The sequence below is a fragment of the Robbsia andropogonis genome, from assembly GCF_000970345.1.
Classification (GTDB): Bacteria; Pseudomonadota; Gammaproteobacteria; order Burkholderiales; family Burkholderiaceae; genus Robbsia; species Robbsia andropogonis.
Genome location: NZ_LAQU01000003.1, coordinates 267,650 through 292,717, shown reverse-complemented (window position 1 = coordinate 292,717; position 25,068 = coordinate 267,650). Strand labels below are relative to the sequence as shown.

General features: G+C 59.7%; 17 protein-coding genes and 1 pseudogene. 16 read left to right on the top strand and 2 right to left on the bottom strand.

What is annotated here, in order from left to right; all coding sequences use genetic code 11:
* Positions 1 to 88: 88 nt before the first annotated feature.
* The gene (locus WM40_RS04980) at positions 89 to 1,591 is read right to left on the bottom strand and encodes a mannose-1-phosphate guanylyltransferase/mannose-6-phosphate isomerase (protein ID WP_024903624.1); all 1,503 of its coding nucleotides are present in this window, start codon (positions 1,589 to 1,591) and stop codon (positions 89 to 91) included.
* Between the two features lie 121 nt (positions 1,592 to 1,712).
* On the opposite strand from WM40_RS04980, the gene WM40_RS29935 reads away from it, so the two are divergent.
* The gene (locus tag WM40_RS29935; protein ID WP_157685037.1) at positions 1,713 to 1,994 is read left to right on the top strand and encodes a hypothetical protein; all 282 of its coding nucleotides are present in this window, start codon (positions 1,713 to 1,715) and stop codon (positions 1,992 to 1,994) included.
* 558 nt (positions 1,995 to 2,552) lie between these two features.
* On the opposite strand, the gene WM40_RS04970 is transcribed toward WM40_RS29935, so the two are convergent.
* On the bottom strand, positions 2,553 to 2,882 hold the full coding sequence (locus tag WM40_RS04970; protein ID WP_024903623.1) for a hypothetical protein: 330 nt from the start codon (positions 2,880 to 2,882) through the stop codon (positions 2,553 to 2,555).
* Positions 2,883 to 2,992: 110 nt separating this feature from the next.
* On the opposite strand from WM40_RS04970, the gene WM40_RS04965 reads away from it, so the two are divergent.
* The 15 genes and pseudogenes from WM40_RS04965 (at position 2,993) to WM40_RS04895 (ending at position 25,031) form a co-directional block, all read left to right on the top strand.
* Complete coding sequence (locus WM40_RS04965; RefSeq protein WP_024903622.1) at positions 2,993 to 3,628, top strand: hypothetical protein; 636 nt, start codon at positions 2,993 to 2,995, stop codon at positions 3,626 to 3,628.
* Positions 3,629 to 3,688: 60 nt separating this feature from the next.
* On the top strand, positions 3,689 to 6,847 hold the full coding sequence (locus tag WM40_RS27685; protein WP_162199035.1) for a YjbH domain-containing protein: 3,159 nt from the start codon (positions 3,689 to 3,691) through the stop codon (positions 6,845 to 6,847).
* Positions 6,848 to 6,946: 99 nt separating this feature from the next.
* Positions 6,947 to 8,392 (top strand): undecaprenyl-phosphate glucose phosphotransferase, encoded by a 1,446-nt coding sequence (locus WM40_RS04955; protein WP_024903620.1) that lies wholly within the window; start codon positions 6,947 to 6,949, stop codon positions 8,390 to 8,392.
* Positions 8,393 to 8,538: 146 nt separating this feature from the next.
* Positions 8,539 to 9,960: a UDP-glucose dehydrogenase family protein gene (locus WM40_RS04950; RefSeq protein WP_024903619.1), complete on the top strand. Its 1,422-nt coding sequence runs from the start codon at positions 8,539 to 8,541 to the stop codon at positions 9,958 to 9,960.
* 18 nt (positions 9,961 to 9,978) lie between these two features.
* Complete coding sequence (locus WM40_RS04945; RefSeq protein ID WP_024903618.1) at positions 9,979 to 10,419, top strand: low molecular weight protein-tyrosine-phosphatase; 441 nt, start codon at positions 9,979 to 9,981, stop codon at positions 10,417 to 10,419.
* Entirely contained in the window at positions 10,413 to 11,600 is a 1,188-nt protein-coding gene (locus tag WM40_RS04940; RefSeq protein ID WP_024903617.1) for a polysaccharide biosynthesis/export family protein, read from the top strand. The genes WM40_RS04945 and WM40_RS04940 overlap by 7 nt, the downstream gene beginning before the upstream one ends.
* 169 nt (positions 11,601 to 11,769) lie before the next feature.
* Positions 11,770 to 14,004, top strand: coding sequence for a polysaccharide biosynthesis tyrosine autokinase (locus tag WM40_RS04935; protein ID WP_046152340.1), 2,235 nt, complete (start codon positions 11,770 to 11,772; stop codon positions 14,002 to 14,004).
* An 8-nt stretch (positions 14,005 to 14,012) separates the two neighbouring features.
* The gene (locus tag WM40_RS04930) at positions 14,013 to 15,752 is read left to right on the top strand and encodes a hypothetical protein (protein WP_024903615.1); all 1,740 of its coding nucleotides are present in this window, start codon (positions 14,013 to 14,015) and stop codon (positions 15,750 to 15,752) included.
* Positions 15,749 to 16,900: a glycosyltransferase family 4 protein gene (locus tag WM40_RS04925; protein ID WP_024903614.1), complete on the top strand. Its 1,152-nt coding sequence runs from the start codon at positions 15,749 to 15,751 to the stop codon at positions 16,898 to 16,900. The genes WM40_RS04930 and WM40_RS04925 overlap by 4 nt, the downstream gene beginning before the upstream one ends.
* A 137-nt stretch (positions 16,901 to 17,037) precedes the next feature.
* The gene (locus WM40_RS04920) at positions 17,038 to 18,174 is read left to right on the top strand and encodes a glycosyltransferase family 4 protein (RefSeq protein WP_046152282.1); all 1,137 of its coding nucleotides are present in this window, start codon (positions 17,038 to 17,040) and stop codon (positions 18,172 to 18,174) included.
* A gap of 48 nt (positions 18,175 to 18,222) precedes the next feature.
* Positions 18,223 to 19,191: a glycosyltransferase family 2 protein gene (locus WM40_RS04915; protein ID WP_024903612.1), complete on the top strand. Its 969-nt coding sequence runs from the start codon at positions 18,223 to 18,225 to the stop codon at positions 19,189 to 19,191.
* A pseudogene (locus WM40_RS04910) lies at positions 19,185 to 20,378 on the top strand (glycosyltransferase family 4 protein); the annotation flags it as partial. The gene WM40_RS04915 and the pseudogene WM40_RS04910, both read left to right, overlap by 7 nt.
* A gap of 185 nt (positions 20,379 to 20,563) precedes the next feature.
* Complete coding sequence (locus WM40_RS04905; RefSeq protein WP_046152281.1) at positions 20,564 to 21,778, top strand: glycosyltransferase family 4 protein; 1,215 nt, start codon at positions 20,564 to 20,566, stop codon at positions 21,776 to 21,778.
* Positions 21,775 to 22,542, top strand: a complete 768-nt coding sequence (locus tag WM40_RS04900) for a hypothetical protein (protein WP_024903609.1) — start codon at positions 21,775 to 21,777, stop codon at positions 22,540 to 22,542. Before WM40_RS04905 ends, WM40_RS04900 begins: the two co-directional genes overlap by 4 nt.
* A gap of 74 nt (positions 22,543 to 22,616) precedes the next feature.
* The gene (locus WM40_RS04895; protein ID WP_052738170.1) at positions 22,617 to 25,031 is read left to right on the top strand and encodes an NHL repeat-containing protein; all 2,415 of its coding nucleotides are present in this window, start codon (positions 22,617 to 22,619) and stop codon (positions 25,029 to 25,031) included.
* Positions 25,032 to 25,068: the final 37 nt, after the last annotated feature.

The window sequence follows — 25,068 nt, the reverse complement described above, 5'->3', positions numbered from 1 at the left end:
GGGCGTGGGCAGCAACGTGGAGAGGCTACCACGTGAACGGGGAGGGAGTTTCTATTAGTGAGAAAAAGCTCCCTTTTTTCCGCGCTGCTCAGGCACGGCCGTAGGTGTCATCGAAGCGAACGATATCGTCCTCGCCCAAATACGAGCCGGATTGCACTTCGATGATTTCGAGCGGCACGCGGCCTGGATTGGCCAAGCGGTGCTTGTAACCCAGCGGAATGTAGGTGGATTGATTTTCCGATAGCAACATCACATTGTCACCACATGTTACTTCCGCCGTGCCGCTTACAACAATCCAATGTTCGGCGCGATGGTAGTGCATCTGCAGTGACAACTTCGCCCCTGGGTTGACCACGATCCGCTTGACCTGAAAGCGTCCGCCCATGTCGATCGAATCGTAATAACCCCACGGGCGATGAACCTTGCGATGGTTTTGCGCTTCCGGATCGCCGTTGCTTTTCAACTGATTGACGATCGATTTGACGTGCTGCACATGCTGCTTGTCCGCAACCAGGATGGCGTCCGGCGTTTCGACCACGATCGTGTCGGTCAGGCCGACGCAGGCAATCAGGCGTCCATCGGAATGAGCAAAAGTGGACGTCGTGCCCTCGAACATCACGCGACCCCGGGCGACGTTGCCGTTCGTGTCCTTTTCCGATATGTCCCAGACCGCGTCCCAGGAACCAACGTCAGACCATCCGGCGTTCAACGGCACGACCACCGCCTTGATATCAGTCAGGCCGCTATCGTCGCCTAGCCGTTCCATCACTGCGTAATCGATCGAATCCGTCGGACACGCCGTAAAGGCGGTTTTATTCAAGCGATAGAAGTCGCCATCGTCCTTGCCGCGTGCGAACGCGTCCGACACCGCTGCATGAATTTCCGGCTGATAGGCGGCAATCGCGCGCAGCCATGTGGAGGCACGAACAATAAAGATGCCGCTGTTCCACCAATATTCACCGGAGGCCAGGTACTGCTCGGCCAATTCACGGTGTGGCTTTTCGACAAAGCGTTCGAGCGCATGGCCGCCGTGCTCGCCGACGTTCGCGCCGGCCTTGATGTAGCCATAGCCCGTTTCCGCACGATTCGGCACGATGCCCAGCGCCACTACTGCTCCTTCCTGTGCGTATACCGCTGCACGGGCAACCGCTTTTTCAAATGCGTCCTGGTCCGCCACGGCATGATCCGCCGGCATCACAACCATGACCGGATCATTGTTATCGGTCGTCGCGGCAAGCGCCGCAACGGTCAATGCGGGGGCCGTATTGCGCCCGATGGGTTCGAGGATGATGCGCGCCGCGCGACCGTTCGCCCGAAGTTGTTCCGCGGTCAGAAACCGATGATCCTCTCCGCACACCAGCAATGTCTCGGCTGCGACGCGATTTGTCGTGCGAAGACCGTCGATCCGGCCCAATGTCGATTCGAGCAGCGACTGCTCTCCTAACAAACCGATCAATTGCTTCGGGTAATGCTCGCGCGACAGGGGCCATAAGCGCGACCCGGAACCGCCGGCGAGGATGACCTGCTGAATGCTGGTCGTATCCCCGACAGCCGGAGCGGTCACGGAGACGGAATCGATAATCTGGTTCATGAATGCTCCAAAGCCGTTGCGCCGCCGAACACCATACGGTGCGGATCGTGCCCGCACCGGTCCCGATGATCCGGCGCGCATGCGGGCGAGGCGGCAAATAATGTATTAGACGCGACCCATCATGCTATCAGATGGATATTGTCGCGGCTGGGGAAGAAAACAACTTTTACGAATTGGTCATCCGGGCGCGCATCGCTCTTTATTTTTGGTTGGCGACCAACTGCGTGTCGATTGGGTATTTCAATGCTATCACCGTGATCATTATGGCAGCGATATTGGCACCATGACCATTGTCTTGTCAGAGGATTCCTACGTTAGCGATGTCTGCCATTTAATGACGCATGCGCCGGTTTCGGTTGTTTGCGCGGGGCAGGCGTACGCGTTCACCCAGAGCATGCTTTAATGTTTTAGCGTCATGTCGCGATGGCAGGACCCGGCACCGTATGTTCGACGCTTAGCCCATTGTCCGGCGCGGCTTTCGAACCAGGGCGATGACGTTGCCAGCCTTCGGTCCGGTGATGTATGGCGAGGGATGTGGGCGATATTCGACAGATGCCAAGGCCGGTATTTGGATGAAATGGGATACGGTGTGACGCGTACGTATGACAGGGTGATGTCGACTTTCAATATGGGGCATCGAAACGGCGCACGTACTGGTCTCGCGGATTTCAAAATGGCGTGCGATATTGAATGGTAAAAACGGTCAATCGAGGGCGAGGTAATAATCGGAAAGTGGGATTTCGAAACGTCTGGATACAAGCTGGGTGTTGAGACGACGATTTTTCGCCACTAGAATGTGTTCGGTCCTCACGCTGCGCGGCAACGATTGCCGCTGATGTTGCCGATCGCAGACCGTCTTTCGGTCATGTCGGGGTAGCAGGCAGCGGTAACGAGGCCTGAGCAACGTTGTGAGCGGTCAGTTGGACCGAACGGCGTTGTCTATCGACGCGACGGTAGCGCATTACGCCGTCGTGACATGACTGAACCGCGATGTGCCGCCAAGCGCGCCGTTTTCCAGCGGTATCGATTCCGTATGCTGTCCGTAGCGAGATGCCGGCGAGCTGACTTGGCGTTGCGGCAGCCCGGCTTTTGCCGAGTAGAAGGGGCGTGCGGGGTAAGGATCACGTTTTGTCTGCACTGCAAATCGCATGAAGACAAGGTTGTCTCCTTCATGCTCGGGTATGGCGGCAATACGTCCGCATCGCATGCCTTGACCGTCCGGTATCGCGAGGAGGGCATGCCGTGCGAGGCGAAATCGCCGCGTCGGTTTGAAAGTTTTTTGAGATGTCATGGGCTCCTCGCGTTGTCTGCGTGGGAGCCTTTGTTATCAGTGCATGCGGCACATCGTGCGTGGGCAGGGAGCTCGCGCAGCAGGATTCTCGGGGCGTTGAAAAACAAGCTATGCAGATTGCGCGTCTTCTCGTTTGTGCGACCGTGTTGTTGGGTGCCTGTTCGGCGCCGGTGACCGCTGTCTCGGATTACATCAAGTTCAAGCGCAGTTCTTCGCAGGCCTCGGTGGCGCGTACGCCCTTGACCAAAGGGTATGCCTACCTGCTGGTGACGGTGCAGGGCAAGTCGTTCCTGATGGCGCGCGGTGCGCAGGAGTCGGCGCCGGGCGGTACGGTGGATGTGTGGTACAGCGGTGCGGGCGAAGTGTTGCGTTTGCAGAATGGCCGTGTATTGGCGGCAAGTGGGACGCCGGTGGAATGGACCGACGTGCGGCTTTCCGCGCAGCCCGACTGGCAGTCGATAGGCGCGGACGCAACGCTGCAGCGCCGGCGGGATGAGTCGCCCGGTTATCACTTCGGCTTGATGGACCAGTTGACGGTTACGCCCATTGCTGCACCACATCGTAGCGGCTTCTACGGTGTGCCGGACCCGTCGCTGCATTGGTTCCGTGAAACATCGTCGGGAGAAAACGCGTTGCCCGCGTCGCGCTATGCGGTGCGTTTTGATGGACAAACCAGCGAAGTGGTTTATGGGGAGCAGTGTCTGTCGAGGAGCCTGTGCTTCTCCTGGCAGCGCTGGCCGAATTGAACATAAGGGCAAGCGTCGATGCATAAATGGGGGGCGCGGGGAGCGCATGGAGCACGTGGCGTGCGACGTACACGTGGCCAAAGCGCACGGTATCTATTGTCGTGTCTGTTGCTTTGCGGTGTGCCGATGCGGGCATGGTCGCAAGTATCGGCGACGATTGATCAGTCCACATATCTGGGTGATTGGCTCGTGCAACGTCATATTGAAGAGGCGGGGTTGGACAGCAATGGCGCGGGCGGTTCCGCACCGGCGCCGCTGTACACGCACGCCCTGATTTGGACGCGTCCGCTAGACCGATTGATCCAGGAGGCGCGCTGGCGCGCGTTGCTCACGCAGATTCGTTATCGTCCCGGCACGCGTCGCATCAAGGCAGCTACCCGTGACGGCCTGTACGCGCGATTGTCCGGCATGCAGCCTACCGGCCGACTGCCGGTGCCTTCCGGCGATGGCCGCTGGCTGCAAGTCAATCCGCCGCTCGACCCGATGCTGTCGCCGGGTGACACGGTGACGATTCCGTTACGGCCCGATACTGTTAGCGTGATCCTGGAAAATGGTGACGTTTGCACGGTGCCCTATCACCCGGATTCGGAAGCCAGCTACTACATACGTGCCTGCACGCCGCGAATCCGCGCCGAAATCGCCTGGGTAGCCCAGCCTGACGGGACCGTTGCAAAGGCCGGCATCGCGATCTGGAACGAACAAAAACAAGTTACCGTCGCGCCCGGTGCGTGGATCTGGGCACCCAGCCGCCGTAGTGGCTGGCCCGAAAGCGTGTCTGACAAGATTGCTGAATTCCTCGCGACACAGCCGCCGTCCGGCATACGTACGCCTGCCGCCGCCACGTCGTCGACAGTAGACCCGGTCATTGGCTCGGAGAACGCGACGGCGCTGAACGGCGCATCGATCCAGGCGGATACGGTGAATTCGGCGAGTGGCAATGACCGCCGTACGGCGCCCGTGGCGGTGACGACGGTTGCTCAGAATGCGGTGCCCAAAGCCGATAACGCGCGTGCCGCTGCTCCGATGACGTCGTCTGAGGCGTCCGTCACGGCGAATAGCATGGCGTTGAAGCAGTCGGCGACGCCGGACGAACTGATCAAGCCAAACGTCAGCGCAGCGAATCTGGCGGCGGCTAGCCGATGGGCCGACGACCGCGGGACCGACCTGCAAATCACCGCCAATGATTGGGGCAGCGAAGGGTTGTTGCAGACACCGTCCGCACGGATGGGACGTGCCGGTGAAGCGTCGATCAGTTTCACCGAAGTGAATCCGTATCAGCGTGTAAATGTGATGCTGCACCCCCTCGACTGGTTCGAATTCGGGTTCCGCTACACCAGCATCATGAATCACTTGTACGGCGCGGAGGCTTTGAGCGGAGACCAGTCATACAAGGACAAATCGATCGATGTGAAGGTTCGGCTGTGGAAGGAATCCGCGTATATCCCGGAATTTTCCGTCGGGGCGATGGATATTGGGGGTACCGGCCTTTTCTCTGGTGAGTATCTGGTGGCCAGCAAGCGTACTGGTGGTTTTGACTGGTCGCTGGGACTCGGGTGGGGCTATATCGGCGGACGCGGCAACCTGAGCAATCCATTGTCGATATTCAGCAGTAAATTCAACACCCGTCCGGATGGGTCCGGTTCGGGTTCATCGGAAGCGGGTGGTCTCGGTGACTCATTCTTCCGTGGCCGTACCTCTTTGTTCGGTGGCGTTCAGTACCAGCTGTCGAGCATTCCGTTGGTGTTGAAGCTGGAGTACGACGGCAATGACTATAAGCAGGAACCGTTCGGATATAACGCACACGCCAAACTGCCGATCAATGTTGGTTTTACGTATCGCTTGAATCGCAACCTCGACTTAAGCGCGGGTTTCGAGCGCGGCAATCGTTTGATGTTCGGCGCGACGCTACACGGCAACCTGTCGAACCTTGGTACCCGCAAGCTGAGCGAGGTGCCGTCGCTGCCGGTGCAGCCACAACGCCCGGCCGCCGATGCGCCACCGCCGGATTGGAAAAAGACCGCGGCGGACGTCCAGGCCCAGACCGGTTGGAAAGTGCTGGATATCCAGTCGCATGGTCATGTACTCGTCATTGTATTCGACAGTCCGCAGGCCTTCTATCGCCGCCGTTTGCTGGATCAGATCTCGGCGGTGCTGCATCGCGATGCGCCGGCCGATATCGATACGTTCCGGATCGTTACCGTTGTGCACGGACAGACGATGCGCTCCTACACAGTCCGTCGTACGGCATGGGTGCAAAGCAAGACACAGGCGGTGCCGGTCACGGATCAGACGCCGGTGATTCTCGAAGGCGCGCCGCCACCGAACGCGCAGGTGGACGAAGGCCCAACGCTTTACAAGGCCCCGATCCAGCGCTTCTATTACGCGTTCGGTCCGGGCTATTCCCAATCCCTGGGCGGTCCGAATGGCTTTGTGTTGTACAGCATTTCCGCGACGATGAATGCGGCCTTCCGGCTGCGATCGGACACGTGGATCGCGGGCGGGCTCAGCTACCGCCTGTTCGACAACTATTCGAACTTCACGTATGACGCACCCAGTTCGCTGCCACGGGTCCGCACGTATGCGCGGGAGTACATGACGACGTCCCGGTTGACGATCCCCTACCTGCAGATGACGCATGTCGGCAAGTTGACGGCGAACCAGTACTACAGCGTCTATGGCGGCCTGCTGGAGCCGATGTATGCGGGGGTCGGCGCCGAATGGCTCTATCGTCCGTCGAATAGCCCGTTGGCGGTGGGCGTGGACGTCAATGAGGTCAGGCAGCGCGCATTCAATCAGGACTTCAGCATGCGCGATTACAAAGCTTTCACCGGTCATCTGACGGCTTATTGGGATACAGGTTGGCACGACGTGCTAGTCAAGGCCAGCGTCGGCCAGTACTTGGCGAAGGATAAAGGCGTGACGCTGGATGTATCGCGACGCTTCCGTAATGGTGTGTTGATGGGCGCCTATGCAACAAAGACGAACGTCTCATCGGCGCAATTTGGAGAAGGTAGTTTTGACAAGGGTATTTATGTGCAAATCCCGTTCGATGCATTGCTCAGTCGATCGACCGGTGGTGTGGCGAACCTGAATTGGGAACCGCTGACACGGGATGGTGGTGCGAAGCTTGATCGACAGTTCCAGTTGTATGACCTGACGGATGAGCGGAGTCCGAAGAGCCTTTGGTATCAACCCGGCGTGGATGCCAATGGCCGGTGATGGTGGTCCGGCGACGGTGCGGGCGGCAATGCGATCCATCGGGAACGACATTCACGTCTGCGTTGGATTGCTCTTAGCCCCTGGGAGGAGAAAGAAAAGATGCTTCCATTAATGGCCAGGCTGATCGATATACTCGTTGTCGCGTTGAGCGGCATCGGGACGCATTTCGTTTTTGGTGGGGGGGCGCACCACCGGTGGTCGGACGTCGACTACTTCATGGTGGTCTTCAACAGTTTGGGCGTGGTACTGCTGTTTCCTGGGCTGAATATTTATCAGTCCTGGCGCGGCAAGCAAATAGGCGAGTTGCTGGTTCGCGTTATCTGTGCGTGGCTTGTAGTGATGGTGTTTGCCCTTGCAGTGGTCTTCGGCCTGCAACGGACGCATTCGCTATCCCGGGAATGGGTGGGCGCGTGGGTAGTGACGTGCGGCATCCTGCTTGTGCTGTCGAAGTCCTTCTTCTATGCGTTACTGAAGAACATCCGGCGCCAGGGCTTGAACCAGCGTGCGGTGGTAATCGTCGGTTCGGGCGGTTATTGCCGGGCTGTGTTGTCGCGCATTCGCACAGCGCCGCAGGCAGGCTTCCGCGCGGTGTGTGTGCTGGAGGAAGATCCCTCACGCGATATCTATAGTGCGGAGTTCACGCCGATCGATGCCACATATGCGACCGTGCCGGAGGCATTGCAACCACCGCAACAGATCGCGGGCGTGCCGGTGCTGTCGAGCTTCGACGAACTGGTGCGCATGGTGCGGCAGCGTCGGGTGCACGAAATCTGGCTGGCATTGCCGCTTTCGGAGGAGCGCAACATCATGCGGTACATGCGAGAGTTTCGGAATGACTTCGTCAATATCCGATTCATCCCCGATGTCCGCAGTCTCAGCTTGTTCAATCATTCGATCATCGATCTGCTTGGTCTGCCTGCCATCAACCTGACCGGCAATGAAGTGGCGGAACTACAGGTCTTGCCGAAGCTGGTCTTCGACCGCCTTTTCGCCGCGGTAGTGCTGTTGATGCTGTCGCCGCTGCTGATTTCGATTGCTATTGCAGTCAAGGTATCGTCGCGTGGGCCGGTTTTCTTCAAGCAGTGGCGCAAGGGCGTTGACGGGCGTGAGTTCGAAATATATAAGTTCCGTTCGATGAAGGTGCATACCGAGGCGGCCGGGGTCATCACGCAGGCGAAAAAGGTGGACCCTCGGATTACGAAGGTGGGCGCGTTCCTGCGTCGAACGAGCCTGGACGAACTGCCGCAGTTCATCAATGTGCTGCGCGGCGAAATGTCCGTGGTGGGGCCGCGCCCGCATGCGATCGCCCATGACGATCTCTATAAGGACCAGGTGGATGGATATATGTACCGGTATCGGATCAAACCCGGTATTACGGGGTGGGCGCAGGTCAACGGCTTCCGCGGTGAAACGGATCGCGTGGAGAAGATGGAGGCACGTGTCAAATTCGACCTGTACTATATTCAGCACTGGAGCTTTTGGTTCGATATGAAGATTGTCCTGCTGACAATCGTCAAGGGCTTTATCGGCAGCAACGCGTACTGATGTAGAACGGAGGGTCGTTGTCTTTCATGGCGCACCCTGAAAGCGTTCAACGGCCCATCCGGGTGACGTTGGCGAAGCGCCTTGCTGCCTGTGCAGCTTCGTCGAATGCACTTGCCTGATAACCGCAACACGATAGATAAAACATTATGAAAATCACCATTATTGGCACTGGTTACGTAGGCTTGGTCACGGGCGCCTGCCTGGCGGAGATCGGCAATGACGTCTTCTGCCTTGACGTGGACCCGCGCAAGATCGCGATCCTGAACGATGGTGGTGTCCCGATCCATGAGCCGGGACTGAAGGAAATCATCGCGCGCAATCGTGCCGCGGGTCGTCTGCAGTTCTCAACCGATGTCGCGGCGAGCGTGGCACATGGTGACGTGCAGTTCATCGCGGTAGGTACGCCGCCGGATGAAGATGGCTCGGCGGATTTGAAATATGTGCTGGCCGCGGCCAAGAAGATCGGCGAACACATGGAAGGCTTCAAGGTCATCGTCGACAAGTCGACGGTGCCGGTGGGCACCGCAAGCCGGGTGGCCGATACCATTCGGGCGGCATTGGCCGCGCGCGGTGTCGACAGCGAAGGCGGCAAATACGGCTTTTCCGTTGTTTCGAATCCTGAGTTCCTGAAGGAAGGCGCTGCGGTGGAGGACTTCATGCGTCCCGACCGGATCGTGCTGGGCGTCGACGATGACGCAACGGGCGAGCGCGCGCGAGAAATGATGAAGAACCTGTATGCGCCGTTCAATCGAAACCACGAACGCACCCGTTATATGGATGTGCGTTCCGCGGAGTTCACGAAGTATGCAGCGAACGCGATGTTGGCCACGCGCATTTCTTTCATGAACGAAATGGCGAACCTGGCGGATAGAGTCGGTGCGGACATCGAGGCGGTTCGTCGTGGAATCGGTTCTGATCCGCGTATCGGTTATAGCTTTCTGTATGCGGGTACCGGATACGGCGGCTCGTGTTTTCCGAAGGATGTGCAGGCGCTGATTCGCACCGGTTCCGAATACGGACATGATCTGAAGATCCTGAACGCGGTGGAGTCCGTCAACAACGCGCAAAAGAGCGTGCTGGTGGACAAGGTGACCAAACACTTCGGCGAGGACTTGGGCGGCAAGACGTTCGCGGTCTGGGGCTTGGCATTCAAGCCGAACACCGATGACATGCGCGAGGCGCCAAGCCGCCCGCTGGTGGCCGAGCTGCTGTCGCGTGGCGCGAAGGTGAAAGCGTATGATCCGGTCGCGCAGACAGAAGCCAAACGCGTGTTCGCGCTTGATTTCGAAGGCAATGCCGATGCGCAGGCCCGCCTCGAATTCGTGGATGCGCAATACGATGCGACCGAAGGCGCCGACGCGTTAATCATTGTTACAGAGTGGACCGCATTCAAAAGTCCGGACTTTGGTAAGCTGATCAAGCAACTGCACGCGCGCGCGATTTTCGACGGACGCAATTTATACGAGCCGGCGTCAATGGCGGAACTGGGCTTTCGCTATGAAGCGATCGGACGCCCTTTCATACCGGCATCTGGTGTGAAGGGTCAGTCCTCGCCAAAGACGGCCTGAACTTCAGACGATCCGACGATGTTTAATAAGATACTGATCGTTTGCCATGCGAACATTTGCCGAAGCCCCATGGCGGAGGCGCTCTTTCAAGCGAGCGAGCAGGTCCGGACGCGAGGGATCGTCGTGCATTCGGCGGGGCTGCATGCCCGTGATGGCCAGGAGGCCGATCACGTGGTGGCCCGCTTGCTCGCCGAGCGAGACATCGATGTGAGCGCGCACCGCTCACGCCGCATTACCACGGAAATGGTGCAGGACGCCCAATTGGTGCTCGTGATGGAAGAGCGGCAGATTCGGGAAGTGTCAGATCTGGACCCCTCCTCCCGTGGGAAGGTGCACTTGCTGGGCAAGTGGCTCAACGTTGAAATCTACGACCCGTACAGACAAGCAGAGTCGGTATATCGCGGCAGTGCCGAACTTGTGGAGCAGTCAGTCGAAAACTGGATCAAAAAAATATGCTAAGTCGCGCAGTGCTTATTTCTTGTCTCGGAATGGCTACGTTAGGTGGCTGCATGTGGGCGCCAGGTAGCTACCTGGACACGTCCAGCATGACGAAGGCGAACGTCGTCAACACGGAAGACGAGTCCTATCTGGTGCAGCCCATCACTCCTGAAGTGGTATTGCGGCAAGGACTGGCACAGAAACAGGCGGCAAAGGCCGCTGATGCGACGTTGGGTGTTCCCGTCGGCGTGCCCAAGCATTACGAATATAAAATCGAGCCACAGGACATTCTGGCGGTCACGGTCTGGGATCACCCTGAATTGTCGATGTCCGGCGGTAGCTCGCTGGGTTCGACGATGAGCAGTCCGACCGGGGGCACGAGCTTGGCGACACCGTTCTCGCAAACGGCGAGTGGCGGCATGCAGAACGATCCGACCGGCTATACCGTGCAGCCGAACGGCACGATCTTCTTCCCTTACGCGGGCACGGTGATGGTAGGTGACAAGACCACCGACCAGGTACAGAGAGCGCTGGAAGGCGCGCTGTCGCGCTATATCAATCATCCGCAGGTGACTGTCCGCATTCTGGCGTACCGCAGCCAGCAAGTGCAGTTGACAGGCCAGTTCAAGGCCAACGGCACGCTGCCGATCACTGACCGTCCATTGACGTTGGCCGACGCCATCGCGCGTTCCGGCGGTGCCAGCGACACGGGCGACTTGCAACGCGTGCGGTTGATTCGTGACGGCAAGACGACGATCATCAACGCCTATGCACTGCTCGACAAGGGCGATGTGTCCCAGAACGTGCTGTTGCAAGGCGGTGATGTATTGAACGTGCCGGACCAGATCGACAGTCGCGTCTTCGTGCTTGGTGAAGTCATCAAACCGACAACGCTGTATATGAACAAAGGACGCCTGACATTGGCCGACGCCGTCACCGGCGCTCAGGGCGTGGACAATACCGCGGCCAACGTGCGCGAGGTGTTCGTGTTCCGCGGCGGCCGGGACAACCCGACCGAGCCGCAGATCTACCAGTTGGACATGACGCAGCCGGGTTCGTTGTTGCTGGCGTCGCAGTTCCAGATGGATCCGCTGGACGTTGTCTATGTGGGCACGGCGAAGGGCGTACGTTTCAACCGCGTCTTGAGTCTCGTGACGCCGACCTTGTCGTCACTGTTCTACCTGAAGCAGTTGTCGAAGTAATGTCTGGCAGACTGGCACCAGTGGTTTCGGTGCCGGTTCCGTGGCACTACTTTGCGTAATGCCCATATCATGCCTCGCGCATTTTCTTGCCACCGGCTGGAGAATGCGCGCTTCGGGGCCCGTTGCAATGCAGGACGGGCGGAATGTTGAATCGACCGGCAGAGAGAATTTGAATACCCCAGCTAATAATGTCGGGCCGACGGCCCAGGGTGGCGAGCAGGAGGGTCTCGTACTAGGAGACCTGATCCGTCTGTTCATCGAGCAGATTTGGTGGATCGTTGGCATCACCGTCGTTGTCGTCGTCGCGGCCTTGGTCTATGTCGAGATCGCCACGCCGATCTATTCGGTGGACGCCCTGGTGCAGGTCGAGCAACCGGACAACACCTCGTCGCCGCTCGCGCAGCAAGCCAATGCCCTGAGCAGCCTGTCCGGCACGACGCTGCCGACGGCGGCCGAGATACAGGTGATCGAGAGCCGTGACGTGCTCGGGCCGGTCGTGCATCAGTTCAAGATGCAATTCGGCGTTGAACCAAAGACGTTCCCGGTGCTCGGCTCGCTGGCGCACCTGCTTGGCGGGAAAGGCCATCTGTCGCGTCCCTGGTTCGGCCTGAAAGGGTATGCCTGGGGCGGTGAGAGTGTCGACATCGATGACATCACGGTGCCGCAGCAGCTGGAGAACGTGCCGCTGTTGCTGACGGTGGGTGAGAACGATACGTATGAACTGCGGGACCCGAATGGCAATCTGTTGCTGAAAGGCGCGGTCGGTCAGACGGCGCATGGCAATGGCGTAACGATGTTGATCAAGCAACTGGTTGCGAATCCGGGTTGCCGTTTCACCGTGACGCGCCAGAACGAACTGGAAACGATCGAGGGATTTGGTGCCGGTGTGGCGGTTGCGGAGCAAGGCAAGCAAACCGGCGTCATTCAGATTTCGATGACCGGTGCCAGTCCGGACCGTATCACGGCACTGACGAACGCCGTGGCGGACTCGTACCTGAAGCAGCACATACAGCGCAAGCAGGAAGATGCCAGCCTGATGCTGAACTTCCTGAACGAAGAACTGCCGGGCCGCAAGGCAGAGCTGCAGGCGGCCGAGCAGCGGTTGAGCGCCTTCCAGCAAAAGTCGGGTACGTTCAAGCCGTCCGAGGAAGCGAATGTCTACTTGCAGGGGGCGATCGACTATGAACGCCAGATCGACACGCTGAAGTTGCAGGAAGCCGACCTGTTGCAGCGCTACACGCGCGAACATCCGGTCGTAAAGTCGATCGAGGAACAGATCGCGCAGATCACCGCGGCACGCGACAAGTTCCAGGAGCGCTTCAAGAGCATGCCGATCGATGAGGCCAATGCATTGAGCCTGCAACGGGATGCGAAGGTTTCAGAAGACATTTATGTGCTGCTGTTGAACCGCGTTCAGGAATTGCAGATCCAGCGCGCGGGTACGACGGGGAATGTGCGGATACTGGATCGCGCCATGCCTCCGGCAACGCCGATCAAACCGAAGAAGGGGATGATTGTTGCCGCATCGGTGTTCCTCGGGATCATTCTGGGGGCCTTGCTCGTATTCGGTCGCAAGCAGATGTCTAGCGGTATCGAGGATCCGGATGTCATCGAACGGTCGATGGGATTGCCGGTCATGGGTGCAGTGCCCCTGAACGCGGTGCAGGTGCGCTGGGACGAGAGCTACAAGCGCGCTCGCGACGGCCGCCGCGCGATTCTGGCGAAGTCGCTGCCGAAGGATCCGTCGGTGGAATCGTTGCGCAGCTTCCGCACCTCGTTGCAGTTCGCGCTCGCCGATGCGCCGAACAACTTGCTGGCGATGTCGGGTCCCGTGCCGGGTACCGGCAAGAGCTTTGTCTCGGTCAACATCGCAACGCTACTTGCCGAAGCCGGCAAGCGCGTGCTGCTGGTGGACGCCGACATGCGCCGTGGTCATTTGAACGAGTACTTCAATCAGCCTCGCTTCCCAGGTTTGTCCGAAGCGTTGACAGGGACGCTGCCGGTCGAGCAGGTCGTGAACCAGACCGATATCGCCGGCCTGAGCACGATCTGGACAGGTGCGATTCCGGACAACCCTGCCGAGTTGCTGATGTCGCCGGAAACGCGCAATGTTTTTGAGACGTTGAGCAACGCATACGATATCGTCATTATCGACACGCCACCGGTGCTGGCGGTGACCGATGCCACGATCATCGGCAGCTTTGCCGGCAGTTCCTTCCTCGTGTTCCGCCATGGCATGCATGCCGAGCGCGAGGTGTCCGGTTCCATCAAGAAGCTGACGCAGTCCGGTGGCCGTGTCGTGGGCGCCATCTTCAATGCGATCCCGAGCCGCGTTGCAAAGTACGGCAAGTACGGCGGCGGCAATTACCACTACGTCTATCAGTACGATAGCGAATCGCATTGAGTGCGCCGATGAGTTCGCTCAGTTCTCCCTCCTCCCTGCCTCCGCGCCCCGCGGCCGGTTCCGCGCAAGCGGCCGGCACTGTCACGCGGCAGGGGGGCGCGCGCCGCACCAGTTCGAAGGAGTTCTGGGCGCTCCCGGTCGCGCAGATCGTCATCACGCTGTTGCTGATCGTCGCGCATCAGGGAACGCTGCTCGAATTCGCCTTTCCCGTGATGTCGGTGGGGATAGGCGCCTGGTTTCTGAAGCGCTATCCGGTCTACTACATCGGTTATTCCTTGTGGTTGTGGTTCGTCTCGTCCGAAATACGCCGATTGACCGACTTCTTCCATGGCACCTTCAATCCCACCAGTCCGATCCAGGTCGCGCCGCTGGCGGTGGCGATGCTGTCACTGTTTAGCCTGATGCGGCACGGTCGTTTCCTGGGTACGAAGAGCGGCTTGCCGTATTTACTGATGCTCGCCGGCACGATTTACAGTTTCCTGGTGGGTATTGTCACCAATGGTTTATTTTCGGCGACGTATGCTTTTTCAGGATGGCTATATCCCATCTTGATGGCCTTGCACGCGTATTCGTTATCCGAACGTTTTCCGCAGTTCCAGCGGATGATGATGCGTACATGGTTATCGGGCACGATCTTCATGGGTATCTACGGCGTGATCCAGTACGCGATCATGCCGCCATGGGATGCGCTGTGGATGACATTGTCCGGTCTGACCAGTTCGCTGGGCGATCCGGCGCCGTTCGCGTCACGGATGTTCGGACCGTTGAATTCGACCGGCCCATTCGCCGGCATGATCTCGGCGGGATTGTTGCTGTCACTGGTGCCCGGCTACAAGTGGCGCTGGCTGACCGCGTCGCTTGGCGTGATTTGCCTGGGTTTGACACTGGTGCGCTCGGCCTGGGGGGGCATGGTGTTGTCGATCCTGCTGTTGCTGACGGTGCTCGACGCAAAGACCAAGATTCGCGTGATTTTCGGTGTACTGATCGTGGCGATGTTGTCGGTTCCGGTCTTCACCAGTAGTCTGGTTTCCGATCAGTTGAGCAAGCGGGTGAACACCGTCGGCGACATCAGCAGCGACAACAGCTTTGAGGCCCGGACACAGTTTTATTCGAGTTTTCTTTCCACGGCGCTCGGCGACGTGGCCGGACAAGGAATGGGCGCGGTGGGCACCGGCGCCCGGCTGAGCGGCGGCAGTGATGGGAATGCCGCGCTGACCGCATCGTTCGACAGCGGCGTGATGGAGTTGCCCTACACGCTGGGTTGGCCCGGTGTGTTGCTGTTCCTGATCGGCCTGTTCAGTTCGCTGGCGCGGGCCACGCGGCTCGCCATCAAGTATCGGCAAGACCGTTTCGTGATGGTGTGGTACGCGATTGCCATCGGCGTGTTGGCGCAGCTCGTCTTCGTTAATACACTGGTTGCGTTGGACGGCCTGTTGTACATGACAGGCGTGACGATCCCGCTGATGGCGGCACGGTATTACGAGCGTCGTCGGGCATTGCCGCAGGTTGGCGTCCAAGGCGGTACGCCAACGCCCGACGCAAGCCGTCGCACGGGTGCTTCGGCGGAGCGCGCGGCGCCACCGCCTTCTGCTAACCCGGCACCGCGCGCGGTTACGACGCGGCGTAGCGAACCGACGCCGCCCGCAGAACCGGTGCGGCGTACCGGTACCGGGGTGATCGTCAATCGCGGTTCACGACCAATCGGCGGTGTGCATCAACGCATTATCGGGAAAAAGGGGGCGATATGAGATTAGCGGTCGTCCAGCATGTCATCCGGGAAAACGACGGACAGGGGCGCGTGAACCTCGAAGTGATCCGGGCCGCGCTGGCACGCGGCTGGAAGGTGTTGCTGTTCGCCGCGGAATTGAAGACCGATTTCGCGGATCATCCGAACCTGACCTGGATCAAGATCGACTACGGCACATTACCGACCTATATGTTGCGCTACCAGGTGTTCGCGTGGCGCAGCTTGCAGGCCATCCGAAAGCACCGAGGTGAATTCGATATCCTGCACGTGAATGGCTTCATCACGTGGGCCGCCGCGGATGTCAACGCGGTGCACTTCGTGCATCGCGGCTGGTATCGCAGCGGCTTCTATCCGTTTTCACCATTCGGTGGCCTGCGCTCGGCCTATCAGTATTTCTATACGCGCTTGAACATGTGCCTCGAACGGGTTGCATTGAAACGTGCACGGACGATCATCGCCGTGTCGAAGCGCGTTGGCGATGAGTTGAAGCAGGCCGGTATCGAAGGGGGCGCGGATGTGATCTTCAATGGCGCATCGGTGGAGAGCTTTACGGACGTGCCACGTGACCGCGCCCGGTTCAAGCTGCCGGAGGACAAGTTTCTGCTGCTGTTTGTCGGCGATATCCGGAATTCACGCAAGAACCTGGATACGGTGCTGAAGGCGTTGGCGAAACTGCCACCGGAGATCGAACTCGCGGTGGGCGGAGAGGCGCGGGGCAGCGTGCATCCGAAGATGGCGCAGGATCTCGGCATCGCCGATCGTGTCCACTTCCTGGGTCATGTAAAGGCCACGCCGCAGTTGATGGCCTCCTGTGACGCGTTTGTCTTTCCGTCGCGCTATGACCCATGGGCGTTGGTGATTCCAGAGGCGATGGCCGCGGGCCTGCCGGTGATCGCCTCGGCGCGTGCCGGTGCATCGGAATTGCTCGGCAATGCCGGCGTGGTACTGCAGGACCCCGACGACGTCGACGGCATGGTTCGGGCAGTGAAGACGATACAAGCCGACCCGTCGCTGCGCGAAGCCATGCGGGTGAGAGGCCGTGAAGCCGTCAAGCGAAATTCCTGGCAGGCGATGGCCGAGCGCTATTTGGCCGTCTATGAACGCACGCTGGCGGAGAAGCAGCGCGGCGAGCCTCAGCCCGCTCGCTGAGTAGCGATTGCAAGCAGGCGAATCAACCAGTGTCCGTGTGAGCGGGTACGTCCCCGTAGGGGCCACGGCTGGCTGAATTCGTGGACTGAACGGTCGGTCTTGACCCAAGGCTGACGTGTAACGAATCGAGAGTCCAGATGAAATCACTTCAACTTGGCATGCACTGGTTCCCGGAAAGACCGGGTGGCCTGGATCGCATGTACTACACGTTGTTCAACGCCCTGCCGGACGCGGGAGTCACCGTGCATGGCCTAGTGGCCGGCAATGGCCAGGCGGAACGCGATACCGGTGGCCGTGTTCGCAGCTTCGCCGGTAAGGACGAGTCGCTGGCGCGACGTCTGCTTGCGAGCCGTACCGCCATTCGTGAGGAAGTACGGGCATTCAAGCCGGATAACGTTGCTATCCATTTTGCGTTGTATGCGATGCCTGGCATGAAGGCGCTGGCGGACACGCCCACGGTGATGCACTTTCACGGCCCCTGGGCCAGCGAAAGTGGCTTCGAAAACCCGACCGGCCTGACGCACGGCATCAAGGCGCATCTCGAAAAATCCGTCTACAAGCGCACGCAACGGCAGATCGTGCTGTCGCGGGCGTTTGCGAAGGTGTTGGAGGAACAGTACGGGATGGCGCGCGACAAGATCGAAATCGTGCCGGGTTGCATCCATACGCAGTCGTACGAAACGGGACTGACGCAGCGGCAGGCGCGCGAGAAGCTGGGGCTGCCGACCGATCGTCCGATCATCGTCGCGGTCCGGCGCCTGGTCCGGCGCATGGGGCTGGAGGATCTCGTCGATGCCGTGGCGCAATTGCGGGAGAAATGGCCCGACCTGTTGCTGGTGATTGCCGGCAAGGGTCCCTTGTCCGACGAACTGAAGGCGCGGGCGGAGTCGAAAGGGATCGGCGCACAATTGAAACTGCTCGGCTATGTGCCCGATGCAGATCTGCCGCTGGTGTATCAATCGGCGAATTTGAGCATCGTGCCGACCGTGGCGCTGGAGGGCTTCGGCCTCATCACCATCGAGTCCCTGGCGTGCGGTACACCGGTAATGGTAACGCCCGTGGGGGGATTGCCCGATGCGGTCAGTGGTTTGTCCCCGGATCTCGTTCTGCCATCCACCGGAAGCAGCGCCATCGCCACGGCCATCGACGATGTGATGAGCGGTCGAATGACGCTTCCGGACAGTGAAGCATGTCGTACCTATGCCCGTACGCATTTCGACGTACAAGTGATTGCCCGGCGCACGCGCGAAGTATATGAACGCGCGGCTGCGTAAGCGGTGCACGCCGGCAACGGCGTCCGCGCAAGAATGAGAGAACCCTTTATGAAAGTCACGGTCCTAGTTCCCAGTTATCGCCGTCCGGCAGACCTGTTGAAGTGCCTGAATGCTTTACAGGCACAACAACGACCGGCGGACGAGGTGCTCGTGGTAGCGCGTACCGACGATCACGAGACCCGAGATGCAGTGGCCCGCACCGCATTCCCCGAGTCCTTCCCGTTGCGCATCGTCGATGTGCACGTGGGAGGCCAGGTAGCGGCGCTGAATGCCGGTCTTGCAGCCAGCCAGTTCGACATCACCTGCATCACCGACGACGATGCTACCCCGCATCCTGATTGGATTGCGCGCATTGTCGGGCATTTCACCGCGGATTCGAAGGTCGGGGGGGTGGGCGGACGGGATTGGGTCCACCATCGAGGCCAGCCGATGACCGGTACGCGTGAGCGCGTGGGGGTGGTGGAGCCCACCGGACGCGTGATCGGCAATCATCATTTGGGTGCCGGTGCCGCACGCGAGGTGGACGTGCTCAAAGGCGCGAATATGAGTTATCGCACCGCGATCATCAAGGAGATCGGTTTCGACCGTCGTCTGCGTGGCACTGGCGCGCAGGTGCATAACGACCTCGCGATGAGCCTGGCGGTGCGTCGCGCCGGATGGAAGCTGATTTACGATCCGCAGGTACAAGTCAATCACTACCCGGCCGAACGCTTCGATGAAGACGGACGGAACGCCCCCAGCGTTGTCGCGTTGACCAATGCGGCGTACAACCTGCATCGGATCATGCTAGATCATTTCGGCCCCCGTGGACCGCAAGTGTGCCAGTGGTATCGCCTGGTAGGCACGCGTGACGTGCCTGGATATGTTCAACTGGTGCGGCAGTGGCTGCGTGGAGACAAGCACATCATGACGCGCTTCCGCGCGACGCGCCAGGGCGCGGCCGATGCGATGCGCGACAACGTATCGGGGCCGACCAATCCGCCTCATGCGACGCAACAGCCGGAGGTGCCGCGTTGAAGATCGCGATCATTCATGACTGGCTGGTGGTATATGCCGGCGCCGAGAAAGTGCTGGAGCAGATGATCAACTGCTTTCCGGACGCCGATATTTTCAGTACCGTCGATCACCTTGACGACGAGAAGCGCGGTTTCCTCAAGGGAAAACGTGCGACCACGACATTCGTGCAGAATCTACCGATGTCGAAGTCGAAGTACCGCGCATACCTGCCGTTGATGCCCCTTGCCATCGAGCAATTGGATCTGTCCTCGTACGATGTCATCGTATCGAGCAGCTATGCGGTTGCCAAAGGCGTCATCACCGGGCCGGATCAGGTGCACCTGAGCTATGTGCATTCGCCGATTCGCTATGCGTGGGATCTGCAGCATCAATACCTGCGCGAGAGTGGACTCGATAAAAAGAAGAGCGGCTGGATCGCGCGTGCAATCCTGCACTACATGCGCAACTGGGATGTCCGTACCGCCAATGGCGTCGACTACTTCCTCTGCAACTCCGATTTCATTCGCCGGCGTATCTGGAAAGTGTATCGCCGAGAAGCCGACGTGCTTTATCCCCCTGTCGATGTCGATGCATTCTCGCTGCAGACGGACAAGGAACCGTTCTACCTGACGGCGTCGCGAATGGTCCCGTACAAGAAGATGGATCTGATCGTCGCTGCATTCTCGGCGATGCCGCAACGCAAGCTGAAAGTCATTGGTGATGGTCCCGATCTCGAAAAAATACGGGCACAGGCCGGACCGAATGTCGAAGTCATGGGATATCAACCGTTTAGCGAATTAAAGCGTCAGATGGGCAGTGCGCAAGCATTTGTCTTCGCGGCGGAAGAGGACTTTGGTATCACGCCGGTGGAAGCGCAGGCGTCAGGCACGCCCGTGATCGCTTTCGGCAAGGGCGGCGCGTTGGAGACCGTGGTCGATCTGGATGCGCCCGCGCCACGATTGCCTACCGGCGTGTTCTTCGATGAGCAATCGGTCGAAAGCATCGTGGCCGCGGTCGAGCGTTTCGAGACCAATCGAGAACGATTCGATCCGAACGTGTGCCGCGACAACGCGTTGCGGTTCTCGAACGATGCCTTCCGTACGCAGTTCACTGCCGCGGTGGAAGAGGCCTGGGCCGCACGGCGCGCGGCGGCCACGGCATTACGCCAGGGTGTGCCGGTGGTGTTGCAACGTTCCGCCGTGCAGGGCCATGGCGCTCCCGAGGGCAGCGCCATGATGCGCGCGGCAACCTCGACACCGGACGCGCCGGAGATCGACGCGGCGTCGACGCGGGCATCCGTCTCGAAGGAAGCATCATTGATTGCGGGACAGGAGCCGAACCACGGTGGAGGGGGCGGTAGATCCGCGACCAGCCATCCGTCGGATGCATTGGTATGAAAATCCTGATGTCGATCCATCACACGCTGGACAAGCATGCGGGTGCTGCCGGCGTCACCTGGAAGCTCGCGGAGGCGTTTCGCGAACAAGGTCACGAGGTCGACCTCTTCACGTTCGATAGCCTGGGAAAACATGCTTCGCGATTCGGTGCGATTTTATTTCCCTGGCATGTCCTGTTTCATGTGATGCGGCATCCGGAATACGAGGTGCTGGACCTCTCGTCCGGTGATGGCTGGATCGTCAATATGCTGAAGCGTTTCGGCTGGCGCAAACACACCGTCAGCGTCACGCGCAGTCACGGTCTGGAGCATGTGGTACACGAGCAATTTGTTGAAAATTGTAAAAAGGGCGAACAGAAAAAATCCTGGAAGTATCCTATCTATCATGGAGGATATCGCTTATGGGAAGTCGCGATGTCGTTCCGTCATGCGGATGCGGGGCTGTTTCTGAATCAGGCCGATCGCGAGTATGCCGTCACGAAACTGGGCGTGCGGCGCGACCGTGCGATTCTGGTGGAAAATGGCGTGGACACGGTGTTCGTGCAACGCGCCGCTGCAACGCTTACCGCATTGCAGACGAAAGCGGCGGTAACTTCGACCGCCATGCACGTGGATAGCGCCGCGTCGTCCACCGATCCGGCAATGAAGGACGTGGCACCGCGCCATATCGCCTTCATCGGCAGTAATATTTTTCGTAAAGGCATCACGTATTTCAAAGCGGCAACCTTGCAGGTGATGCAACGTTATCCAGACATACGTATTGCTTTTATCGGCACCGGTGACAAGACCGGCATCGACGGCATACTGAAAGATTACCCCGCTGCCCTTCATGCGCGAATAGCGGTTATCCCGAGGTATCAGAATCATGCGTTGCCGGAGTTATTGGATGGTTATGGCATTCTGGGACTGACGTCGATCAGCGAGGGCTTTTCCCTCGTGGGCGTGGAGGCAATGGCAAGTGGTCTGGTGCCGGTCTGCTCGCGAATACCGGGGCCTACCGAATACATCTCCGATGAACGGAATGGCTTGCTGGTGGAGGCGCGTAACACGGCGCAGCTCGTGGCGGCATTCACCCGGCTTATAGAGGACGATGCGCTCTGGCAACGTCTCCATCTTGCAGCCCTGCAGACATGCGAGCGTTTCTCTTGGCAGCGTATAGCGGTGCAGCAGCTATCGCTGTTTGCATCATTGGCAAAAGGATTGGGACGATGAAAGACAAGCATAACGAACAGATCTTGTTGTTGACCGCGACGATCAATCCGCTGCGTGGCATCGACAACCTGCGGCACATCGATCCCGAGGCGCGCCTGCGCGAATATGCGAAGGCATTGTCGTTCTACTTGTCGCAGATGAAGTCGAACGAGCGCCTGGTGTTCTGCGAGAACTCGGGGTCCGACTTGACCGAGTTGCAGAAAGTGGTTGCCGAGCACGGCGCGCAGGACAATGTCGAGTTTCTGAGTTTCTTCGGCAACGACTTTCCACCCTCCAATGGCCGCGGCTATGGCGAGTTCAAGCTTATCCAGTACGCTATGGAGAATTCACGCTTCATTCGCGGTACCTCGCCAACGCAAACCGCCATATGGAAAATCACCGGGCGCTATATCGTCGCGAATCTGCGTCAGATCATCGACAGTGCACCGAATGAGTTCAAGGTCTATTGCAACTATCGCGACTATCCGAAGAAGGGTTGGATGGATCTGTATCTCGTGGCCTGGACGCCGCAGGGCTGGGACCAGTATCTTGATCAGGTTTATCACGAACTGATCGATAGCCCCGATGGGTTGGTGGTGGCCGAGCATCTTGTCCGCCGCCGCCTGGATGCCCGCGGCTTCAAGGGACCGTGCCGTTTGCGTGCGACCCCGGAATTGATCGGGGTACGCGGCGCCGACGCGAAGGGATATCACTCGGGCAAGAACCGCTACAAATTCATGTTGCGCAAGACGCTGCGTGTTGTGACACCGTGGTGGTGGATTTGAAGAAACCGGCGACTCGGCGACCGGCTGATGCGTCGTCGAATCACCGCGCCAGCCTGCATGGAGAAGAACCGTCTATGACGTTGCCGACACCGAAACACACGACCACGCTTCGCCGGAGCGCGTCGACGACGCGCTTTGTCGTGCCTACCCTGCTGTCCATGGCCTTGGCCACCGTCTTCGGGGTCAGCGGCATGCCGAACGCGTTTTCGCAATCCGCGGCGGGTGATGGCGCGGGCGGGACGTTGAAGGTAAAGACATCGTGGATCGGCAATACGTTTCCGGGGCGCGACGGTTGGGTGCAAAACAATATCGCCTCGATCTATGTCTCGCCGGATGGCACGGTCTATTCCAATACGATCTGGGATGAGGGTGGCAGAGAGGTGACCGCTTATCGCGATGGCCGCGTCGTGATGAGTGGGGACCATACCCATGGATCGGGTAATGCGGGCGGTATCGCGATTGCCGGAAACAGCCGCTATCTCTACACCGGCGCCGGCATCGGCAGTCCGGGGTCGGGGCCGACGCTGGGCAACTTTCCGCAGAAGGGACATTTCTGGTACGGCGTCACGCGTCGTCCGCTAAGGCAATTGAACACCGGTGCGGCGTTTGCCACTGGTCGTGGCAATCGGCTCAGCGCAATGCAGAACAGTTTTGCCTTGATCAGCGAGACGACGGATCAGAGCGGCAACGTCACCGGTCTTGCCGCAACGGAATCAACGCTGTTTGTCTCGGATGCAACCGACAACAAGATTATCGCGCTGGATGCCGAGACAATGGCGAAGCAGCGCGAGTGGCATGTCGATAGTCCGGGGCGCATTGCCGTTGATCCGTCGGACAACAGTGTCTGGGTTATCACCGAGGCTGGCAAGCAGTGGACCGGCTCGAATCCGCCACACGTGCGCCGTCCACGGATGATGGCGCTGGCGGCACGACAAAGGACGGCAGGTGATGGCGAGTCGGGTGGTGTAGCGCCGAACGCGACATCGCCGACACCGGAAGTGCTGGGTGATCCCACGGTGCTGCATTTCACTGCCGACGGGAAACCGTTGCCAACCATCCCGTCGCTGGCCGATGACGTCGAGCCGGTGGATCTGCACGTGGACCAGCAGCATCGCTTGCTGTTGGCCGACAACGGCCCGGCCCAGCAGATTCTTGTCTATGGGAAGGGAGACGACGGCAAGTATGAGGCGATGGCACCGGTCGGCGTGAAGGGCGGCATGCTGTCCGCCCCGGCCGGGCAGGCCGGCCCGTTGCGGTTCAATGGTTTGACCGGTGTATCGACTGATGCGAAAGGCAATCTCTATGTGTCGATGAACGGCCGGGGACCGGACGGTGCGGCAACGCTGGGGTCGCAACTCCAAAGCTATGCGCCATCGGGTAATGGGTGGCAGAAGCAGAACTGGCAGGTGCAAGGGCTTACCTTCGCCGACGTGGCGGTAGCCGATCCCAACGATCAGACGCACGTCTACACGCAGTCCGGGCGTTACGAGATGGACTATGACCGGCCGTCCGGGAAGGAAGGGCGCTTCGACGGCATCACCGTCGACCGTTTCAAGTACACCGATGACCCGCGCTTGCAGGCAAAGCATCCGTTCATGACCGCAATGGAAGTGGTGCGCCTCGGCGGTAAGCCCTTCCTCGCGCTGACGGACATGTACTCGTCGCAATTGTCGGTGTATCGATTGGGTCAGGACGGTGGCATCATCGCGACGCCCGCCACGGTCATTTCCCGTGGGCATGCCAACAACGGTGCGCCACCGGGTCAGCCGGCCAAGGGCTCGGGCGGCAAGAGCGGCGGCTGGATCTGGCGCGACGCGAACGGTGACGGGCATTTCAGCGCCGACGAATATCAGAGTGACCCCGGCAATGACCGCGCCGGCTGTGCCGGATGGTGGATCGACGAAAAAGGGGACGTCTGGGCGGCGATGGGGCCCGATGGTGTCCGGCGCTATGCCTACGGCGGCCTGGATGCCCATGGCGCGCCGATCTATCAATACGATCACGCGCAGAACGTGGCTGTCCCCGCACCGTTCACGCGGATTCAGCGGGTGCAGTACGACGCCGTCGGTGACACGCTGTATGTGACCGGCTACACGGCGGACAAGCCAGCCGATCCGAAGTTGTGGAAGGAAGCGGGAACCGTGTTCGCCCGGTACGACAACTGGTCGAAAGGAAATCGCAAGGCGCGTTTCACCATCGACTTGCCGTGGAGCCCCGCGGCCAAGCCGCTGGTCTCCACCATCGCGATGTCGGTGGCGGGCGATTACCTGTTCACCGCGGAATCGGTGACGGCGAAGGTGCATGTGTTCGATCTGCGCAGCGGCAAGGAAGTGGGAACGATGGGACCTGGCGCGGACGTGGGGAACGTCTCCGGCTGGGTCGACCTGACACAAGGGATCAGCGCGACGAAGCGGGCGAACGGCGAGTATGTGGTGTTTGTCGAGGAAGACGCGCGTAGCAAGGTAATGATGTATCGCTGGCACCCCTGACGCCCCTGATGGGGACGCGCGCCCGGCGCAGCAATGA

Excerpts from the sequence above, each read along its gene's own strand:
- WM40_RS04980 (WP_024903624.1), bottom strand. The coding sequence starts at position 1,591 with ATGAACCAGATTATCGATTCCGTCTCCGTGACCGCTCCGGCTGTCGGG.
- WM40_RS29935 (WP_157685037.1), top strand. The coding sequence starts at position 1,713 with ATGCTATCAGATGGATATTGTCGCGGCTGGGGAAGAAAACAACTTTTA.
- WM40_RS04970 (WP_024903623.1), bottom strand. The coding sequence starts at position 2,882 with ATGACATCTCAAAAAACTTTCAAACCGACGCGGCGATTTCGCCTCGCA.
- WM40_RS04965 (WP_024903622.1), top strand. The coding sequence starts at position 2,993 with ATGCAGATTGCGCGTCTTCTCGTTTGTGCGACCGTGTTGTTGGGTGCC.
- WM40_RS04955 (WP_024903620.1), top strand. The coding sequence starts at position 6,947 with ATGCTTCCATTAATGGCCAGGCTGATCGATATACTCGTTGTCGCGTTG.
- WM40_RS04950 (WP_024903619.1), top strand. The coding sequence starts at position 8,539 with ATGAAAATCACCATTATTGGCACTGGTTACGTAGGCTTGGTCACGGGC.
- WM40_RS04945 (WP_024903618.1), top strand. The coding sequence starts at position 9,979 with ATGTTTAATAAGATACTGATCGTTTGCCATGCGAACATTTGCCGAAGC.
- WM40_RS04940 (WP_024903617.1), top strand. The coding sequence starts at position 10,413 with ATGCTAAGTCGCGCAGTGCTTATTTCTTGTCTCGGAATGGCTACGTTA.
- WM40_RS04930 (WP_024903615.1), top strand. The coding sequence starts at position 14,013 with ATGAGTTCGCTCAGTTCTCCCTCCTCCCTGCCTCCGCGCCCCGCGGCC.
- WM40_RS04925 (WP_024903614.1), top strand. The coding sequence starts at position 15,749 with ATGAGATTAGCGGTCGTCCAGCATGTCATCCGGGAAAACGACGGACAG.
- WM40_RS04920 (WP_046152282.1), top strand. The coding sequence starts at position 17,038 with ATGAAATCACTTCAACTTGGCATGCACTGGTTCCCGGAAAGACCGGGT.
- WM40_RS04915 (WP_024903612.1), top strand. The coding sequence starts at position 18,223 with ATGAAAGTCACGGTCCTAGTTCCCAGTTATCGCCGTCCGGCAGACCTG.
- WM40_RS04905 (WP_046152281.1), top strand. The coding sequence starts at position 20,564 with ATGAAAATCCTGATGTCGATCCATCACACGCTGGACAAGCATGCGGGT.
- WM40_RS04900 (WP_024903609.1), top strand. The coding sequence starts at position 21,775 with ATGAAAGACAAGCATAACGAACAGATCTTGTTGTTGACCGCGACGATC.
- WM40_RS04895 (WP_052738170.1), top strand. The coding sequence starts at position 22,617 with ATGACGTTGCCGACACCGAAACACACGACCACGCTTCGCCGGAGCGCG.